The sequence below is a fragment of the Zoogloea sp. 1C4 genome (assembly GCF_009469605.1).
Lineage (GTDB): Bacteria > Pseudomonadota > Gammaproteobacteria > Burkholderiales > Rhodocyclaceae > Zoogloea > Zoogloea oryzae.
In genome coordinates this window covers 1-17,443 of record NZ_SSXU01000036.1, presented here as the reverse complement: position 1 = coordinate 17,443, position 17,443 = coordinate 1, and the positions used below count along the sequence as shown (strand labels likewise).

Annotated in this window: 19 protein-coding genes; 9 read left to right on the top strand and 10 right to left on the bottom strand. The window is 68.2% G+C overall.

Annotated elements, in window-relative coordinates:
- Positions 1–454 (bottom strand): leucine zipper domain-containing protein (locus GH681_RS21655; protein ID WP_153163619.1); only part of this gene is annotated, 454 nt, incomplete at its 3' end.
- Positions 455–850: 396 nt separating this feature from the next.
- On the opposite strand from GH681_RS21655, the gene GH681_RS21650 reads away from it, so the two are divergent.
- Positions 851–2,710: a multicopper oxidase family protein gene (locus tag GH681_RS21650; protein ID WP_153163618.1), complete on the top strand. Its 1,860-nt coding sequence runs from the start codon at positions 851–853 to the stop codon at positions 2,708–2,710.
- A gap of 185 nt (positions 2,711–2,895) precedes the next feature.
- A complete protein-coding gene (locus GH681_RS21645; protein WP_153163617.1) occupies positions 2,896–3,726 on the top strand; it encodes an alpha/beta fold hydrolase in 831 nt (276 codons plus the stop codon).
- A 3-nt stretch (positions 3,727–3,729) separates the two neighbouring features.
- Here the strand turns inward: GH681_RS21645 and GH681_RS21640 are convergent, their stop codons facing one another.
- Together GH681_RS21640 and GH681_RS21635 are read right to left on the bottom strand one after the other, a co-directional pair.
- Positions 3,730–5,316, bottom strand: a complete 1,587-nt coding sequence (locus GH681_RS21640; RefSeq protein WP_153163616.1) for a c-type cytochrome — start codon at positions 5,314–5,316, stop codon at positions 3,730–3,732.
- Entirely contained in the window at positions 5,313–5,939 is a 627-nt protein-coding gene (locus GH681_RS21635) for an SCO family protein (protein ID WP_153163615.1), read from the bottom strand. Before GH681_RS21635 ends, GH681_RS21640 begins: the two co-directional genes overlap by 4 nt.
- Positions 5,940–6,206: 267 nt before the next feature.
- On the opposite strand from GH681_RS21635, the gene GH681_RS21630 reads away from it, so the two are divergent.
- The 6 genes from GH681_RS21630 (at position 6,207) to GH681_RS21605 (ending at position 10,956) form a co-directional block, all read left to right on the top strand.
- Positions 6,207–6,794 (top strand): type II secretion system protein N, encoded by a 588-nt coding sequence (locus GH681_RS21630; protein ID WP_153163614.1) that lies wholly within the window; start codon positions 6,207–6,209, stop codon positions 6,792–6,794.
- Between the two features lie 138 nt (positions 6,795–6,932).
- Positions 6,933–7,571: a paraquat-inducible protein A gene (locus GH681_RS21625; protein ID WP_153163613.1), complete on the top strand. Its 639-nt coding sequence runs from the start codon at positions 6,933–6,935 to the stop codon at positions 7,569–7,571.
- Entirely contained in the window at positions 7,568–8,218 is a 651-nt protein-coding gene (locus GH681_RS21620) for a paraquat-inducible protein A (protein ID WP_153163612.1), read from the top strand. Before GH681_RS21625 ends, GH681_RS21620 begins: the two co-directional genes overlap by 4 nt.
- Positions 8,211–9,863: an intermembrane transport protein PqiB gene (locus tag GH681_RS21615; protein WP_153163611.1), complete on the top strand. Its 1,653-nt coding sequence runs from the start codon at positions 8,211–8,213 to the stop codon at positions 9,861–9,863. Before GH681_RS21620 ends, GH681_RS21615 begins: the two co-directional genes overlap by 8 nt.
- Complete coding sequence (locus GH681_RS21610; protein WP_153163610.1) at positions 9,860–10,372, top strand: DUF3617 domain-containing protein; 513 nt, start codon at positions 9,860–9,862, stop codon at positions 10,370–10,372. Before GH681_RS21615 ends, GH681_RS21610 begins: the two co-directional genes overlap by 4 nt.
- Positions 10,373–10,380: 8 nt before the next feature.
- Positions 10,381–10,956, top strand: a complete 576-nt coding sequence (locus GH681_RS21605) for a membrane integrity-associated transporter subunit PqiC (RefSeq protein WP_153163609.1) — start codon at positions 10,381–10,383, stop codon at positions 10,954–10,956.
- Here GH681_RS21605 and GH681_RS21600 read toward each other — a convergent pair.
- From GH681_RS21600 to GH681_RS21585, 4 genes are all read right to left on the bottom strand, one after another.
- A complete protein-coding gene (locus tag GH681_RS21600; RefSeq protein ID WP_153163608.1) occupies positions 10,953–11,594 on the bottom strand; it encodes an ATP-dependent Clp protease proteolytic subunit in 642 nt (213 codons plus the stop codon). The genes GH681_RS21605 and GH681_RS21600 overlap by 4 nt on opposite strands.
- A gap of 80 nt (positions 11,595–11,674) precedes the next feature.
- Positions 11,675–13,309, bottom strand: a complete 1,635-nt coding sequence (locus tag GH681_RS21595; protein WP_153163607.1) for a sensor histidine kinase — start codon at positions 13,307–13,309, stop codon at positions 11,675–11,677.
- Positions 13,310–13,509: 200 nt separating this feature from the next.
- Positions 13,510–14,832: a dicarboxylate/amino acid:cation symporter gene (locus tag GH681_RS21590; RefSeq protein ID WP_153163606.1), complete on the bottom strand. Its 1,323-nt coding sequence runs from the start codon at positions 14,830–14,832 to the stop codon at positions 13,510–13,512.
- A gap of 143 nt (positions 14,833–14,975) precedes the next feature.
- Complete coding sequence (locus tag GH681_RS21585) at positions 14,976–15,866, bottom strand: hypothetical protein (RefSeq protein ID WP_153163605.1); 891 nt, start codon at positions 15,864–15,866, stop codon at positions 14,976–14,978.
- Between the two features lie 191 nt (positions 15,867–16,057).
- Between GH681_RS21585 and GH681_RS21580 the strand changes: the two genes are divergently transcribed.
- On the top strand, positions 16,058–16,525 hold the full coding sequence (locus GH681_RS21580; RefSeq protein WP_153163604.1) for a hypothetical protein: 468 nt from the start codon (positions 16,058–16,060) through the stop codon (positions 16,523–16,525).
- Positions 16,526–16,662: 137 nt separating this feature from the next.
- On the opposite strand, the gene GH681_RS23815 is transcribed toward GH681_RS21580, so the two are convergent.
- The 3 genes from GH681_RS23815 to GH681_RS24170 all read right to left on the bottom strand — a co-directional run.
- A complete protein-coding gene (locus GH681_RS23815; RefSeq protein ID WP_153163603.1) occupies positions 16,663–16,857 on the bottom strand; it encodes a hypothetical protein in 195 nt (64 codons plus the stop codon).
- 55 nt (positions 16,858–16,912) lie between these two features.
- The gene (locus GH681_RS21570; RefSeq protein ID WP_153163602.1) at positions 16,913–17,056 is read right to left on the bottom strand and encodes a hypothetical protein; all 144 of its coding nucleotides are present in this window, start codon (positions 17,054–17,056) and stop codon (positions 16,913–16,915) included.
- Between the two features lie 278 nt (positions 17,057–17,334).
- Positions 17,335–17,443 (bottom strand): IS4 family transposase (locus tag GH681_RS24170; protein ID WP_153163405.1); only part of this gene is annotated, 109 nt, incomplete at its 5' end.

The following is a 17,443-nucleotide window of genomic DNA, read 5'->3' as shown; positions in this document are numbered from 1 at the left end:
GATGGCCGGTCCGCTCGAAGCGGCCAAGCTTCTTGATGTCGATGTGCAGCAGCTCGCCGGGCGTCTCGCGCTCGTAGCGCTGGACGGGTTCCTGCGGTTGCAGGTCGCCCAGCCTCGAGAGCCCGGCCCGTCGCAGCACCCGGCTGACCGTGGCCTTCGAGACGCCCATGTAGGCGGCGATGCGGGCCTGAAGGAAGAGCTGGCGGCGCAGCTCCACGATCGCCAGCGCGGTGGCCGGAGCGATGGCGCGCGGCGAGCAAGCCGGGCGCGAGGACTTGTCGCACAGGCCCACAGCGCCCGCGGCCAGATAGCGCCCGAGCCACTTGCGGGCCGTCACGGCACTCACGCCATGCGCGGCGCCCGCCTGCGAGGCAGAAAGGCCGCGTTCGGTGATCTCCTGAACCATTTCCAGGCGACGAAGGTAGGTCAATCGGGCATTCTTATGGGTGTTCATCCGGCGCAGGCTCTCGAGGTGACTGGGGGTTTGGCGATTTCCAGTCTCTCAGAATCTCCCCGGGTGAACACCCGAAACAACCTATTGAAACTTCACATCTAGCGCGCTGCCCACAACAAGCATCGGCGCCCTGGCACCCCTGCGCCGCCTCACCCTGGCGCCGAAGATCTCCTGCCGGCGCCCATTTCGGGCAAAAACCCGCCCGCCGTTGCCTGAAAGCACAAGAAACCCCCGGAATTTGTAAGCAATCATTTCATCAAATGAGTTTCTGATGTTTTTGACATCTGTAAATCGAATTTGGCGAGATACTCGTTTCACAGGGAATAGCCCTGACGCCCGCCGAAGCCTCCCAGGAGTTCAGGCCGACGGGCCTGCAAAACGCAAGGGGATTTCACCATGGAAAGACGCCGTACGTTCCTCAAGGCGGGTGGGGCGGGCTTGCTCGCGTCGCTCGTCTCGCCGTTCAGCTTTGCCCAGACCGCGGCGACGCTGCTGTCGTCCCTCCGCAGCAAGCAGTTCACCGCGGCGATGCCCAACCCGCTCGACCCGGCCAACCAGTTCGCGCCGGATGTCGCCGGGGGCACCAGCTACACCCTCAAGATCAAGGAATTCCAGGCCAACCTGGGCCTCGTCAATCCGTCCACGGGCAAGGCCGTCACCACCACCCTGTGGGGCTACGGCTCCACCACCCAGGCACCGAGCTACCCCGGCCGCACCTTCAACCTGCGCCAGAACGTGCCGGTCACCGTGCGCTACGTGAACGAGCTGATGAACAGCGCCGGCCCGCTGCCTCACCGCCTGCCGGTGGACACCACCATCGACTGGGCCAACCCCGGCAACCTGGGCGGACGCGCCCCGGTGCCCCTGGTCGCCCACCGCCACGGCGGTGACCAGGGCACGCTCTCCGATGGCCTGCCCGACGCCTGGTCCACCCCCGACGTGAACAAGGACGGCATGCCCGACTACCGGGGCCGCCTGTTCAGCGCCAGCTACACCTTCGACAACAGCCAGGAAGCCGGCCACCTCTGGTACCACGACCACGCGCTGGGCGTGACCCGTCTCAACGTGTACATGGGCCTCGCCGGCAACTACTTCATCCGCGACAAGAACGAGGACTACCTCGTCCAGTGCGGCCAGCTGCCGGCCTACCCCTACGAGCTGCCGATCTGCATCCAGGACCGCCAGTTCAAGAACACCGGCGCACTCAACTACCCGGCCACCGACCCGGCCAACCCCTCGGCGCCCAATCCCACCCACCTGCCGGAGTTCTTCGGCGACGTGGTGGTCGCCAACGGCGTGCCCTGGCCGCGCTTCGACTGCGAACCGCGCCTCTATCGCCTGCGCCTGCTCAACGGCTCCGATTCCCGCGTGTTCACCCTCAGCTTCGTGCTCGAGAACTTTGCCAACACCCGGCTCACCTTCTGGCAGATCGGCACCGACCTGGGCCTGATGAACGCCCCGGTGCCCCTCACCAGCCTCACCCTCGCCCCGGGCGAACGGGCCGACGTGCTGGTGGATTTCTCGCGGGTCATCTGGTGGTGGCACGGCAAGGTCATCGTCAAGAACAGCGCCAACACGCCCTTCCCCAACGGCCTTCCGCCGGTGGCCGGCACCACCGACCGGGTGATGGCCTTCAGCGTCACCAAGCCGCTGGGCTTCTTCGGGTGGAGCCTCTCGCTGCTCACCGGCGCCTCGATCCCCTCCAACCTGCGCCCGGTGCACGGCCCGCTGCCCGCGCCCGTCACCACCGGCGTCAAGGTGCGCAAGCTGATGCTCTTTGAAGGTACCGACGCCTACGGCCGCCTGCAGACCATGCTCGGCACCGTCAATCCGGCTGCCGGCAACCCGGCCGGCACCGGCTTCGGCACCTTCCTGTACACCGATCCGGTCACCGAGACCATCGCGGTGGGCAGCACCGAGATCTGGGAGATCTACAACACCACGGTGGACGCCCACCCGATCCACCTGCACCTCACCAACTTCCGCGTCCTCGACCGGCAGGGCTTCACCGGCACCCTGGTGCCCAAGCCCATGGGTTTCGGGGCCACCGGCGGCTATCTCACCCGGATCGCCCTCTCCGGCGCTCGCGCCCCGGCGCTGCCCAACGAGCAGGGCCGCAAGGACACCGTGCTGGCCTACCCGGGCCAGGTGACGCGCATCGTCGCCACCTTTACCCGACCGGGCGAGTACGTGTGGCACTGCCACATCCTGTCCCACGAAGACCACGAGATGATGCGGCGCTTCGTCGTCGCCTGAGCGACCGGACCGGCCGGAGCAGCCCCGCTCCGGCGAGGGTGCGGAAGCGTTGGAAAAAATCGGGCAGAATCCGCCCACCGACGCCGCGCCCGGTCCGCCGCCCGTCGCCGTCCGCCCCTAGGGCCGGGCGGCTTTTTTTCGTGGCGATCCGCCGGCCCGTCGCCCCCATGCAAAGAGAGACAGCGATGACCCACTTCCTGGCCGACGACGGCGAAAAGATCCACGTGAAGATTTCCGGCGAAGGCCCGCCGATGGTGCTGCTCCACGGCTGGACGTCATCCCACCGGGACTGGAACCCCTTCCTCGCCGCCTTCGAGCCCGCCCACCGGGTGTTCCGCTGGGACGCCCGCGGCCACGGCGGCCACCACCTGGAAACCGCCAACGTGCCCACTGTAGCGCGCATGGCGCGGGATCTGCAGAACCTCCTCGACCACCACCAGCTCGATCAGGTGGTCGTCGCCGGGCATTCGATGGGCGCGCTCACCCTGTGGCAATACCTGCGGGATTTCGGCGACAGCCGGCTGGCGAAGCTGATCTTCATCGACCAGTCACCCAAGCTCGTCACCGACGCCGACTGGCCCAACGGCATCTGCGGGGATTTCGACGCGGCGCGCAACGCCGCCTTCATCGACGACCTGGAAACCGACTTCGCCGAAGCCGTGCTGCGCCTCGTCGCCTACGGCCACAACGCCCGGGCGCGCCAGCTCTACGAAGAGAACGGCCCCGGCATCCAGTCGGCCCGCCAGCGCCTGGCGAGCTTCGACGCCCGCGCGCTGATCGACTGCTGGAAGAGCCTCACCGCCGCCGATTACCGGGACGTGCTGCCCGCCATCAGCGTGCCGGCGCTGCTGGTGTATGGCGGCGCGAGCAACTTCTACTCGGCCGCCACCGCCGCCTACGTGCGCGATCACATTCCCGACGCGCGCCTGCACATCTACCCGGACGTGGACCACGCCCCGCACCTGTGGGAGAAGGAACGCTTCGTCCGCGACGTGCTGGATTTCGTCGCGGGCTGAGGTTCAGGGCACCATCCAGTCCCCGTCCGGCACCAGCTTGCCGTCGGTGCCCACCTTCATCAGGTAGCCGCCCTTCGAGCCGTAGTGCTGGCCCGGGCCGAGGGTGAAGCGCGGGAAGGCGGTGCTCACCGCGCCGGCGTAGGCGTCCTCCACCCGCTCGATCAGCGCCGCGCGGGAAGCCGGATTGGGCAGGGTGTACAGCGCCCGGGCGGTGACGAGGCAGGCCGACCAGGTGTTGCCCTGGGTGCGCTCGGTCTCCCGGGCGAGGGCCAGCCCCTGGCCGCTCATCCATCCGCCCAGGTTGAAGACCATCCGCGCCAGGCGCTGATTCGGTTCATCAAACGGATAAATCACCCGCAGATTGTTGCTGAAAATGGTACGAATCGCGCCGGGGTCGGACACCCTGTCCAGCTCGCCGATGGTCGCCGACACCAGCACGGGGATGCCCGCCGGCAGCTTCGGCGGATGCCCGGCGAAGACCTTGAGCTGGGCCGGTGTCAGCCACAGCAGCAGCGCGTCGTCCCGGGTGAGCGCAGGCAGCGGCGCGCCGGGCGCCACGTCGAGCCGGCGCGCGCCTTTGCGCTCGGCGGCAAAGGCGCCGAACGCCGCGTCGGCGGCCTGCCGGCCAATGTCGCCCGGGGCGAACACCTGCACCAGCCGCCTGGGCGGCGCGGGCTGGTCGAGCAGATGGCGGGCCGCCAGCCGGCCTTCCAGCGCCACGCCCGGCCACAGGTAGATCGACGACGCCGGCGCAGCGCCCGGCGCGTCGGTGTTGGGGAATAGGCAGGGCATGCCCTCGGCTTCGCAGAAGTCATGCACCGGCGCCCAGTCGCGGCCAATCCCGCCGACCATCGCAAAGGCCGGCGTGCGGCGCTGGTGCTCGGCGAGCTGCCGGCGCCAGCCGCTGGCCGGCCCGCTGAGGCGCCAGGTCTGCAGCTTCCAGGCGCGACGGCCGCTGCCTTCGGCCGGGCTGTGGCTGGCGATGCAGCGCCCCAGCACGTCGAGCATCGCCTGCTGCTGGCGCTCGGGTACGTCGGGCGCGACGACGGTGGCGAGGTGCACCACGCCCGGCTCCAGCCCCGGCGGCGGGGTGGCGCCGAGCTGGCGCAGGTAGGCGGCCAGCGCGGCGATCTCCCGGTCGGAAAGCCGGTAGCGCGGCATCGGCAGGTCGAAGGTGGCGCCGCCGGCGCCCACGCCGTCGCGCATCGCCCGCGCCAGGCTGGCCATGTCGTAGGCCGGACGGGTGCGGAAGGCGTGATCCTCCAGCGCCATGCCCGGCGCCCGGCGCGGCTGGTGGCCGGCGGGCGGGCGTCCCGGGGTGAACAGGATGTCGCCGGCCAGCGGCGGCACCAGCGTCACGCCCTCCACCGTGCCCATCCCGCTCGGGCGGTGACACTGCACGCAGGCCAGGTCGCGCCCGGCGAGCAGCGGCCCGCCGGGGCGACGGCCCTCGATCGGCGTGCCGTCGGCGCGCTGGCCGTCGAGATACAGCCGACGGCCCTCGGCAACCAGGTTGGTATCGGCGAGCGCGCTGCCCGCGGCGAGCGCAGCGGCGGCGACGGCCAGGGCCCGCAAGGCGGAGGCGCTCACTTCGCGAGCATCGGGCGCAGTTCGGCCAGGATCCGGTCGGCCTGGGCCATGCCGTCGAGGCGCACCCACGGCTGGCCCGGCGCGCGGCGCAGGAAGCTCACCGGCGTGTGGCCCATCTTGTCGGGCCGATAGGCGTTGAAGGCCTTCTGCACGGCGCTGCTGGCGGCGTCGCTGCCGGTGAGGAACAGCCAGTCGGTGCCCACCCCGGCGCCGTACTGGCGGGCGTAGGCCTTGAGGCGGGCCGGCGTGTCCTGCTCGGGGTCGATGGACACCGACACCATGCGCACCCGGGCGCGGTCGGCGCCGAGGCCTTCGCGCACCTCGGCAAAGATCCGCGTCATCGGCGGGCAGATCGCCGTGCAGCTGGTGTAGATGAAGTTGAGCAGCACCGGCCGGCCGTCATCCACCAGCGCCGGAAAGGCCGCGCTCACCCCGTCCTGGTTGCGCAGGCTGACCGCCGGCATGGTGTAGCTGGCCTCGCTGCGGCTCACCGACGAGACCGCGTGCAGGCTGTGCATGTGGTGGGAATGATCGTCGGCCGCCCACAGGCCGCTGGGCACCGCCAGCAGGATGAGCAGGATCGCGGCCGTCACGCGCACGGTAAAGAAAGGCTTGGAGGTCATGTCGGGGCTCCGCATGCAATGCAGAAAGTGGGCACCCGTCCATTTTCTGGCCGGATGCCCCGTTGCTGGCGTGATGCGCGCCACACCTTGCCCCGACGAAACTCTAAATCACGTAAAAACGGTAAAAACACGTGACGCGACAGCAGGATAGGCTCGACCCGGTGATACGGTACGGCCATGCAAAAACAACTCATGCGGCTTAGCGTGTCTCGGTGGGTCCGTCAGGAAACGGGCACGGGCGTGCCTTGCCCGGATGGAGAGATCGGAATGAAGTGGTTCGATTACGACCACATCCAGCGCATTGTGGTGTTCGCAGGGCTGGCGGTGGTGCTGGGCCTGTGGGCCGCCGAGGATGCCGGGCTGCTGCCGGTGGCATCCCACAACCTGCCCCCGGCCTCGGCCTCGCTGCCCCAGCTGCCCGGCGCGGCCCCGACGATGCCCCACCTGACCCTGCAGGGCGTGATCGCCGGCAGCGGCTCGGCGCCGCCGGTGGCGCTGCTGGCCGAGGCCGGCAAGCGGCCGGTGCTGGTGGCCGAAGGTTCGTCCTTCGGCGAGGACATCCGCGTCGAGCGGGTGCTGCCCGACCGGGCCGTGCTGCGCTGGCGGGGCAGCAACGCGCCGATCGTGGTGCGGCTGTCGCCGGCGGGTGGCAGCGACGGGCCCGCCACCAACCAGACATCCAGCAGCGCACCGGACAACCTGCCCCAGCCGCCGGCGGATGCGGTCGCCCCGCGCCGGGACGACGCCCTGCCCGCCGAGCGGGTGCCGGCGCCGTCCGACGCCTCCGGCCTGCCGCCGGGACCGAGCCTGACCGGCCCGGCCCTCAGCGGCCCGGCGCCGGGATCCACCAACTAGCCTGCCCTGCAGGGGCTTGCCCCCGGGCGCAGCGTCAGGGTCGGCCATGCCGGCCCTTTTCGTTTTTCGGCCAAGCTCTTGCCTAGCGGGGTGGCGCACCGCACAATTGGTCGTCATTTTGTCCGGCCCCGCCCCGCCATGCCTGCGCCCGACGCTCACCTGTCGCTCCCGGCCACGCTGATCGCCTGCCACGAATGCGATCTGCTGCAGACCGAGCCCCGCCTCGCCCCGGGCGAGACGGCCCGCTGCGCCCGCTGCGGGGCCTTCCTGGCGCGCAACCCGCCGGACAGCCTCGACCGCACCCTGGCCCTGACCTGCACCGCCGCGGTGCTCTACGTCCTCGCCAACATCTACCCGCTGGTGGGCCTCGAGATGCAGGGCCGCCAGGTGCAAGTCACCCTCGCCAGCGCGCTGCACATCCTGTGGCAGGACGGCATGGCGCCGGTGGCGGCGCTGGTGGGCGTCACCACGCTGCTGTTTCCGCTCCTCGAGCTGGCGATGATCCTGATCGTGCTGGTGCCCCTGCGCCTCGGGCGGGTGTCGCCGCGGCTGGCGCCCTTCTTCCGGCTGGTGCGCTCGGTCAAGCCGTGGGGGATGGTCGAGGTCTTCCTGCTCGGCATGCTGGTGTCGCTGGTCAAGCTGTCGCACCTGGCCACGGTGATCCTCGGCACCGCCTTCTGGGCGATGGCGGCGCTGATCGTCGTCCTCACCTTCGCCGCCCGGGCCTTCGATACGCGCCTGGTGTGGCAGACGCCTGTGGCGGAGCCCGCCCCGTGACGCGCCAGCTCACCGCCCGCGAGGCCGGCCTCCTCAACTGCCACGTGTGTGGCCAGCTGTCCCGCGCCGGCGCCGGCCACGGGCTGGTGCGCTGCCCGCGCTGCCGGGCGCCGCTGCACATGCGCAAGCCCGCCAGCCTCGCCACCACCTGGGCGCTCACCCTCGCCGCGGCGATCCTCTACGTGCCGGCCAACCTGCTGCCGATGATGACCACCGCCTCGCTGCTCGGCAGCCAGGAAGACACCATCATGAGCGGGGTGATCTTTCTCTGGCAGTCCGGCTCGTGGCCGCTGGCGGCGGTGGTGTTCTTCGCCAGCGTGATGGTGCCGCTGCTCAAGATCATCGCCCTGATCTACCTCGCCGCCAGCGTGCAGCGCCACTCGCGCCTGCGCCTGATCCAGCGCACCCGGCTGTACCGGATGGTCGAGTTCGTCGGCCGCTGGTCGATGCTGGACATCTACGTCATCACCCTGCTCGTCGCCCTGGTGCAGTTCCAGGGGCTCGCCACCATCCAGGCCGGCCCGGCCGCCGTCGCCTTCGGCGCGGTGGTGGTGCTGACCATGTTCGCAGCAATGAGCTTCGACCCCCGCCTGATCTGGGACCCGATCGCCGGGCCCGCCCCTTCCGACGACCACCGCCATGACTGATCCCGCCGCGCTCCCCCAGGCCACCGTCGACACGCCGCGCCGCTTCCGCATCCCGCTGGTGTGGATCATCCCGCTGGTGGCGCTCGCGATCGGGCTGTTCCTGGCGGCCCGCAGCTACTACGAGCAGGGCCCGCAGATCACCATCACCTTCAAGACCGGCGCCGGCCTCGAACCCGGCAAGACGCGCATCAAGTACAAGGATGTGGACGTCGGCCAGATCACCGGGGTGGCCCTCGCCGAAGACGGTGCCGGCGTGGTCGCCACCGCCCGCCTGGCCCGCGAGGCCGCCCGCCTGCTGGTGGACGACACGCGCTTCTGGGTGGTCAGCGCCCAGGTGTCGGGCAGCTCGGTGTCGGGCCTCGGCACCCTGCTGTCGGGCGCCTACGTGGGCCTCGACGTGGGCAAATCCACCGAAGACCGGCGCCACTTCCAGGGTCTCGACACCCCGCCGGCGGTCAATTTCGACGTGCCCGGCAAATCCTTCGTGCTGCAGGCCGAAACCCTCGGCTCCCTCAGCGCCGGCACGCCGATCTACTTCCGGCGCATCGAGGCCGGCCAGGTCACCGGCTTCAAGCTCGACGAAGCCGGCAAGCGGCTGGACGTGCAGATCTTCATCAAGGCCCCCTACGACCGCTTTGTGACCACCAACAGCCGCTTCTGGAACGCCGGCGGGGTGGACGTGAAGATCGGCGCCGACGGCATCCAGGTGAACACCGAATCCATGGGCGCCATCCTCGCCGGCGGCGTGGCCTTCCAGACCCCGGAAGACGGCAGCGCCGAGCCCGCCCCCGCCAACCACGCCTTCACCCTGTTCGCCAGCCGGGCCGAGGCCCTCAAGCAGGCCAACGCCGTGGTGCTCAACTACACCCTGCGCTTCGACGAATCCGTGCGCGGCCTGTCGGTGGGCGCGCCGGTGGATTTCCGCGGCATCCAGGTGGGCGAGGTGACCGCCATCAGCCCCGACTTCCACCCCCGCACCGCCGACCTGGGCCTGCTGGTGGATGTGAAGATCTACCCCGGCCGCATGCGCGCCCGCCACAAGGACGCCAAGATCACCTTCTTCGGCAAGGATTACCATGACAAGGATTTCCGCGCCTTCGTCGACCAGCTCGTCGTCAAGGGCCTGCGCGGCCAGCTGCGCAACGGCAACCTGGTCACCGGCCAGCTTTACGTGGCGCTGGATTTCTTCCCCACCGCACAGCCGGTCAAGGTGGACTGGAACCGCGACCCGCCGCTGATCCCCACCCAGCGCGGCAGCCTCGACGAGCTCCAGAGCACCCTGCTGCGCATCGTCGCGCGGATCGACAAGCTGCCCCTCGACACGATCGGCCGCGACACCAGCAAGGCCATCGCCGGCCTCGGCCGCACCATCGACGAGGCCGAACAGCTGGTCAGGCGCCTCGACGGGCTGACCAGCGGCGACGTGCGCGAGACCGTCGTCGAAGCCCGCAGCGCGATCACCGAGACCCGCGCCGCCATCGCCGACGCCCGCAAGCTGCTGGCCACCGACGCCCCGCTGCAGCAGGACATGCGCGCCAGCCTGCAGGAGCTCGCCCGCGCCGCCCAGGCCCTGCGCCACCTGGCCGACACCCTGGACCGCCACCCCGAAGCCCTGCTGCGCGGCAAACCCGAGGAAAAACCATGACCCGCCTTCGCCTTGCCCTGATCCTGCTTGCCGCCGCCGGAAGCGCCCAGGCCGCGGACATCCGCCCGGGCCTGTGGGAATTCCGCTCCACGCGGGTCAGCCTCGGCGGCGCGCCGGATCTGTCCGAGAAGCTCCGTCAGCAGCTCGCCAACCTGCCGCCCGACGTCCAGCGCCAACTGCGCCAGCAGCTCGCCGCCCAGGGCGTGCAGCTGGGCAGCGACGGCGCGGTGCGCAGCTGCATCACGCCCGAGCAGGCCCGCCAGGACAGCGTCTATGCCGGCCGCACCGACGGCAACTGCACCCTCGCCAGCATCACCAAAAGCGGCAACCAGGTGCGCGGCCGCCTCAACTGCAGCCAGCCCAAGGGCAGCGCCGACTTCGAAACCACCCTCGACGGCCCCGAGCGCATGAGCACCCGCGTGAACATGCACTCGGCCCAGGGCGACATCCAGATGGACACCGACGCCCGCTGGATCGCCGCCTGCGGCACCGCCACCCGCCAGGAATGACCGCCACGATGAACCGCCTCCTCGCCATCGCCCTGCTGTGCGCCGGGCTCGCCGCCTGCAGCAGCACCCCGCCGATCCGCCACTACACCCTCGGCCCCCTGCCGCCGGCCCCGGCCATCGCGCCGTCGGCCACCGGCGCCAGCCTGGTGGTGGGCCCGGTGGGCGTGCCCGCTGCCATCGACCGCCTGCACATCGTCCGCCAGCAGGGCGGCGCCCGCGCCGAGGTGTCGGACGAGCACCGCTGGGCCGCGCCCCTCAAGACCGAGATCGCCCGCCGGGTGGCCGTCGAGGTGGCCCGCCACAGCGCCTACGTACGCGCCGTGGCGTGGCCCCAGGCGAGCATCGCCGACCCCGACCTGACCCTGCCCATCGACGTGCTGCGCTTTGACGCCGACGGCTTCGAGCGGGTCACGCTAGAGGCCGTGTGGACGCTGCGCAAGGGCGGGCGCGACGTGGCGAGCCGGCGCTTCGCGGCCACCGAAACCGTCCGCGAGCCCAGCTGGGACGGCCTCGCCGCGGCCCACGGACGGCTGGTGGATGCCCTCGCCGCCGACATCGTGTCGGCGCTGCCAATCCGCCCCTAATCGACCGGATCGGCCTTCTTGCGCGCCGCCGGTTTGCGGGGCGTGGCCCGGGGCTTGTTGGCCTTGATGCGCCCCAGCCGGCGGCGGATCTCGTCGGAATCCATCCACAGATCGCTGCCCTGCAGGATGTGGGCGATGTCGGTCGCACTCAGGAAGGGCGTGCACAGCCGGGTAGTGACCTTCTCGAACCAGCTCCCCAGCGCATGCACCTCGGCCGCCTGCTCGCTGCCCTTTCCGGCGAAGCTGCTCGAATAGGTGTGGAACATCAGCTGGCAGTTGTCGTGGACGATCAGCTCGTCGCCCGACAGGAAGATGAAGGCCGCCATCGAATAGGCCCGCGCCTCCAGCACCGTGATCACGTGGGCCTCGGAGGCCAGCATGTTGTTGATGATCTGCAGGCCGGTGTTGAAATCGCCGCCGGGCGAGTTGATGTGCAGGTAGATCAGATCGGTCTGGGCCGCCGTGCGCAGGGTGTAGAACAGCTCGGTGTAGTGCTGCGGCTCATGGATCTCGCCGCACAGGTAGTAGGAAACCTGATGAATCGGCACGTGGCGCTCGTAGCGCACCAGGCCTTCGAAGGGCGGGATGTCCTCGACTTCGTCGTCTTCCGGCCGCCGGCCGGGGCTGCGCTGAACCATGGCTGCATCCTCCGCAAGTGCTCACCCGGCCAGTATGCAACTGGCGCGGGGCGGGTTCAACGCGGAAAGCCCCGCCGGGGCTAGATGTCGCTCTCGTTGAAGACCGGCTTGGTGGAGGGCGGCGCGGTGTCGCCGGGCAGCACCGGCAGCTCGATCTTGAAGATGCCGTGGTTGGCCACCTCGCCCCACAGGCGGCCGCCGTGGGTGGCGACGATGGCCCGGCTGATGGCGAGCCCGAAGCCGCGGCCCACGCTGCTTCCACCGTCCAGCGGGTCGAACAGGTTGGTGGCGCGCTCGGAGGTGAGGCCGGAGCCGGAATCCTCCACCCTCAGGCAGATCTGCTCGCTGCCATCCTTCCAGGCGGCGATCCAGATCCGCCGCGGCTGGCGCGGGCTGTCGGCCACCGAATCGAAGGCGTTGGCGAGCAGGCTGCGCAGCACCACTTCCATCTGCAGGCGATCGACCATCAGGCTCACGTCGGGCATCGGCGCCACCCGCAGGCGGATGCCGGCCTGCTCGGCACGCAGCCGGTAGGGGGCAACGGCGGCCTCGACCAGCGACGCCAGGCCCAGCACTTCCGGCTGGGGATCGCCGGTGCGGAAGAAATCCTGCAGCCGGCGCACCACGTCGCCAGCCTTGGCCGATTCGCGCTGCACGCAACGCACGGCCGCGTGCAACTGCTCGCCGGTCTCGCCCCGTTCGATCAGCTGTTCGCAGGCCCCAGCGTAAGCGGAGAGGGCGGTGAGGGGGTGATGCAGTTCGTGGGCCAGGGCGCCGGCCATCTCGCCCGCCGCGGCCAGGCGCAGGCTGTGGCGCAGATCCTGGGTGGTGCGGCGCTGCTCATTGACCACCGCCCCCACGAAGAAGCCGACCACCGCCATCGCCATCGCGAGGATCTGCAGCTCGGCCACCGTGACGGCGCTGTACTGAAGCACCCGCATCGCCACGATCACCCCGATCTGCAGCACCGCCGCGCACACGATGGCACCGGCCATGCCCTGCCGGCCCGCCGCCCACACGATGGGCAGGAAGAGCAGGTAGAACAGCTTGAAGCCGCTGTGCCCGCCCACCCCGAAGGCCAGCCACAGGGTGGCCACGCCGAGCAGCACGTAGCCGATGCTTTCGCGGTTGAGCACCGTGCGCTGCAGGCGCCGACGGCCGCGCTTGCTGGTGAGCCACAGCAGCAGCGGCATCATCACCGCGATGCCCACTCCATCACCCACCCAGAAATGCTTGAGCCCCGGCCACCAGCCGGCGGGGGCGAGCAGCCCGGCCGCCCGCAGCGAGAGCAGATAGGCCAGGCTGATGAGCAGCGAACCGATGCCCACCCGCAGCAGCCACGCCACCAGGGTGCGGCGGTCGTCCAGCAGCGCATCGCGGGGGAGCCGACGGGCCAGCACCTCGCCCAGCAGGGCGTAGCCCGTCGCCAGCACCAGTCCCGGCACCACGTGAACCCAGATCGACACGAGCTGGCCGTGCACGCCGATCTCGGCCAGCAGCACGGCGATCGCCAGCGGCGCCCAGGCCATCCGGCCGAAGCGCATCACCATCACCAGCCCAAGGGCCGGCGCCGGGTTCCACGGTGTGATGCTCGGCCCGAACAACGGATGGCCGAAGCTCACCTTGTCGAGGACGTAGTAGAGGCCGATGAATCCCAGGAACAGGGGCAGGAAACGCAGCCCGTCTAGGGCCGCGGCCTTCAAGTCACGAATCATGCCGAAATGGGTCGGGGCGGATCGGAGGCAGGGCCTGGCAAGAAACTGTTAAATTTTCCACAGGCGGAAGGCTCGCATTAAACGGGCCAGACCGCCAAGGGTATGCGCGCCCTTGGAATACCAAATGCGTCACGCTCGGACGTTAAAAAACCGGCCGGGCATACGCCGGGCCGGTTTTACACGAAAAGTGCCGGAAATGCTTATCGGGATGCTGCAACCGCCGGCGCAACCATCACCGGCTCGGCATGGGTTTCCGGCAGGCCGCCGTTGAGGGTGCGGTGCATCGTGTCCATGTCCAGCTCGTTCTCGGAGCGCGACACCACCACGGTGGCCACCGCGTTGCCGATGAAGTTGGTCAGGGCACGGGCTTCGCTCATGAAACGGTCGATGCCGAGGATCAGCGCCATGCCGGCCACCGGGATGGTCGGGACCACCGCCAGGGTCGAGGCCAGGGTGATGAAGCCGGCGCCGGTGATGCCGCTGGCACCTTTCGAGGTCAGCATCGCCACCACCAAGATGGTGAGCTCCTGGGTCAGGGTCAGCTCGGTGTTGGTGGCCTGGGCGATGAACAGGGCGGCCATCGTCATGTAGATGTTGGTGCCGTCCAGGTTGAAGGAATAACCGGTGGGCACCACCAGGCCCACCACCGAGCGGGCGCAGCCCAGCTTCTCGAGCTTGTGCATCAGGCGCGGCAGGGCGGATTCGGAGGACGAGGTGCCCAGCACGATCAGCAGCTCTTCACGGATGTAGCGGATGAACTTGAAGATCGAGAAGCCGGTGTAGCGGGCGATGGCGCCCAGCACCAGCACCACGAACAGGCCGCAGGTGAGGTAGAACGCGCCCATCAGCTTGGCCATCGGCACCAGCGAGGCCACGCCGTACTTGCCGATGGTGAAGGCCATCGCGCCGAAGGCGCCCACCGGAGCGAGCTTCATCACGGTGTTCACGATGCCGAACATCACGTGGGAGATCTGCTCCACGAAGTCGAACACCGGCTTGCCCTTGTCGCCCATCGCGGCCAGCGAGAAGCCGAACAGGATGGCCAGCAGCAGCACCTGCAGGATGTCGCCCTTGGCGAAGGCATCCACGAAGGTGGCCGGGATGATGTTGAGGATGAACTCGGTGGTGGTCTGCGCCTTGGCCTTGGCGGTGAAGTCGCCGATGGCCTTGGTGTCGAGGGTGGTCACGTCGGCGTTGAAGCCCGCGCCCGGCTGGGCCACGTTGGCCACCACCAGGCCGATCGCCAGGGCCAGGGTCGAGACGACTTCGAAGTACAGCAGCGCCTTGCCGCCCACGCGGCCGACCTTCTTCATGTCCTGCATGCCGGCGATGCCGTGCACCACGGTGCAGAAGATCACCGGCGCGATGATCATCTTGACCAGCTTGATGAAGCCGTCACCCAGGGGCTTCAGATCCACCCCCAGCTTGGGCTCGAAATAACCCAGCATCACGCCACACACGATGGCGAACAGCACCTGTACGTACAGGATCTTGTAGAACGGCTGCTTTTTCTGTTGTTCCATGACGACCTCTCCTCCGGCGATTGATTCCATGCCGGCATCTTCGCCGCACGGGGAGAAGCGGAAAATTGTGAACGTCCACATTGGGGGCGGCCCTATTGTGGAAAACCGAGGGACTGCACTTCCAGCACCTCACGAAAGTCTGTCTATAGGCAGGTCACGTCGTATCCGATCATGAAGAGCGCCGCTTCGAGGGCGCGCATCCTGTCAGACAAGGCTCCAACAGAGGCATACACGGCAGATTGCTTGCAAAGCAAGGCTTCCATCAACCAACCGAGCCGAATCTTCGCGCACGACCATGCCCGAGCAGTCGAGGTCGTATAGCCTTGAAGATGCTTTGGCAGCACTGCATCGTGGAACTTGATCGCCACAGTCCGACGCCGCTTACCACGACTGCTGAGGGACGGAAAGTTCAGCGCCACCGGAATAGGCGTCGCAGGCAGCGTGTGTGACGGAAGCGTTGCACGGCGCCACATTTCCACCAGCGTCGCGATCGCGGCCGCCACACGGGAGTCGTAGATCGGCAGCCCGTCGGTCGCAAGGAAAGCATGCACCTTTGTCAGCATGGCGTTCATTTGTTCTACCGGTGGCACGAGCATGCCCGTATCCGCTGTTGCCAACCTGAACACGCTTTCGGTCGTACGAAGATACGGAACCACGCGGGCCTGCATTCGATCCAGAAAAACAAAAGCACCCGTGCTCTGGTTTCCGCCACCCCACTCGATGATTTTCCAGGCGGACTGCAACGTCGCAACGGGATCGCCATTGACCACGGCGGTTCGGATCATCTGGGCCAGCGCTGAACAGTGAGTCTGCGTTGTGGGCCAGTCGCCGTTGGTCATGCCTGTCGCACGCCACATGTATGCCGCAGTCACGGCATCAACACCAATCAGATTGGCACTGACCCCACCCTTTACGGGAACGTAGCGCGGGTGAAACGGGACCGAAAGTCTGACGGGGAGGGTAGGTAAGCGAAGAGCAAGCCAGTTAATGAAAGCGATCACATCCGGATCAGCGAGAAACTGGGAACGATTCATGAGCGAGTGCTCCACAGAAGAAGGAGAGCCCGACTATTGCACAGCCCACCTGAGCAATCCAGGGCGGCGAAGAGGACTGAACGCCCAGCCTATGCCTAATGGCATATATCACCATCGCATTCTTTCGCCTAGAATCCCGTCCTGCGCCCGGCATGGGTGCGACTCTCCGATCAATGCAGGAAGCACAGCTCATGAGCCAGAACCTCATCTCCCTCGATCTCTCCGCCAGCGACGTGACCGCCATGGACGCGGCCCTCGACACCCTCGAAAAGCTCTTCGCCAACTTCATCGAGCTCACCCCCGACGAGCGCCAGAAGCTGCCCAAGATGGGGGACAAATCCGAAGCCTTCTGCCGCCAGACGCTCATCGTGCTGGATCAGAGCAAGGCCATGCTCCCCTCCACCTTCGACCTTGCCGAAGCCCAGGGCGACATGATTGCCTTCGATGCCCTGCGCCCGCGCATCCAGCGCCTGCGTGCCCTGCTCTCCAAGGGTGAAGACACCCAGATGGCCCTCGGCAGCGATGTCCTCAGCGCCTCCTACGACGGCTACGCCCTGGCCAAGGTGTCCGGCAAAGGTGCCGCCCTCGAAGCCCTCAAGGAAGCGATCTCGGTGCGCACCCGCAAGCCCAGGGCCAAGCCCACCACGCCGGACGCCTGAACCCCACCGGGCCTCGGCCCGGCAGGCCCGCCCCCGTTGACCCGGAAAGGGCCCCTCCAGCCCTTTCCCTTTACCGCGTGCCCCGGGCACGCGTTTTTTTTTGCCCTTGCCGCGCCCCGGACGGGCACCCGACCACATCACTGCATCGATGCAGTTCCGAACTTCGCGGATGCTGCTTTTAGCTGCGGCAACGCAGTTATCAGCTGCACCGATGCACTTGATAGCAGCACCGATGCAGCTTTCAAGTGCATCGGCGCAGTTCCGAACTGGACCATTGATGCTTTTTGCAGCAATGCCGGAGCTCGGAACTGCATCGATGCTGCAAAAAGCATCAATGGTTCAGTTAAGGGCTGGATCGGGGGTGCGGGCAACGCCCGCGACGCCGCCTCAGGCCGGGAAAGCCTGGGCCAGCAGGGCGTCGAAGCTGGCCTGGGCCTTGGCGGTGGCGGCGGCTTGCTGGGTCTGGAGGGCGCGGATGGCTTCGACGCGCTGGGCAAACTGGCGCTGGAGGTCGAGAGGCGGGCAGATCAATGGCAATTTTGCAAATCGCGACGCTCCGAGATGCGCGACGTTGGAAGTCTTGCTGCTGATTCGGGAAAGCACTCCATACCTGAAGTAAAACAACAGGACGGAAAGCACGAACTCGGGATCAAGCAGATTTCGATTTGCTTTGAAGCGCACGAGCGTATTTTGGAAGCAGCAGTTTTCTACCTCATTCCTCCATATGGCCGGCCGACCAACCAACTCAATGCTCTGCCCCTCATTAAGCAGAATATCCCCGTACTCAAGCCCATCCCATTACACACATCTCACGCCTCCCCGAACTGCCGTGCATAGCGGGCGCCTTCTACAAAGACGGCGATCTCCTGGAGACCCAGCCAGATGGTTTTGGCGCCTGGCTCGCCGTCGTGCCGGCGG

Excerpts from the sequence above, each read along its gene's own strand:
- GH681_RS21645 (WP_153163617.1), top strand. The coding sequence starts at position 2,896 with ATGACCCACTTCCTGGCCGACGACGGCGAAAAGATCCACGTGAAGATT.
- GH681_RS21625 (WP_153163613.1), top strand. The coding sequence starts at position 6,933 with ATGCCTGCGCCCGACGCTCACCTGTCGCTCCCGGCCACGCTGATCGCC.
- GH681_RS23815 (WP_153163603.1), bottom strand. The coding sequence starts at position 16,857 with ATGCTTTTTGCAGCATCGATGCAGTTCCGAGCTCCGGCATTGCTGCAA.
- GH681_RS21585 (WP_153163605.1), bottom strand. The coding sequence starts at position 15,866 with ATGAATCGTTCCCAGTTTCTCGCTGATCCGGATGTGATCGCTTTCATT.
- GH681_RS21650 (WP_153163618.1), top strand. The coding sequence starts at position 851 with ATGGAAAGACGCCGTACGTTCCTCAAGGCGGGTGGGGCGGGCTTGCTC.
- GH681_RS21615 (WP_153163611.1), top strand. The coding sequence starts at position 8,211 with ATGACTGATCCCGCCGCGCTCCCCCAGGCCACCGTCGACACGCCGCGC.
- GH681_RS21595 (WP_153163607.1), bottom strand. The coding sequence starts at position 13,309 with ATGATTCGTGACTTGAAGGCCGCGGCCCTAGACGGGCTGCGTTTCCTG.
- GH681_RS21605 (WP_153163609.1), top strand. The coding sequence starts at position 10,381 with ATGAACCGCCTCCTCGCCATCGCCCTGCTGTGCGCCGGGCTCGCCGCC.
- GH681_RS21635 (WP_153163615.1), bottom strand. The coding sequence starts at position 5,939 with ATGACCTCCAAGCCTTTCTTTACCGTGCGCGTGACGGCCGCGATCCTG.
- GH681_RS21600 (WP_153163608.1), bottom strand. The coding sequence starts at position 11,594 with ATGGTTCAGCGCAGCCCCGGCCGGCGGCCGGAAGACGACGAAGTCGAG.
- GH681_RS21610 (WP_153163610.1), top strand. The coding sequence starts at position 9,860 with ATGACCCGCCTTCGCCTTGCCCTGATCCTGCTTGCCGCCGCCGGAAGC.
- GH681_RS21630 (WP_153163614.1), top strand. The coding sequence starts at position 6,207 with ATGAAGTGGTTCGATTACGACCACATCCAGCGCATTGTGGTGTTCGCA.
- GH681_RS21580 (WP_153163604.1), top strand. The coding sequence starts at position 16,058 with ATGAGCCAGAACCTCATCTCCCTCGATCTCTCCGCCAGCGACGTGACC.
- GH681_RS21590 (WP_153163606.1), bottom strand. The coding sequence starts at position 14,832 with ATGGAACAACAGAAAAAGCAGCCGTTCTACAAGATCCTGTACGTACAG.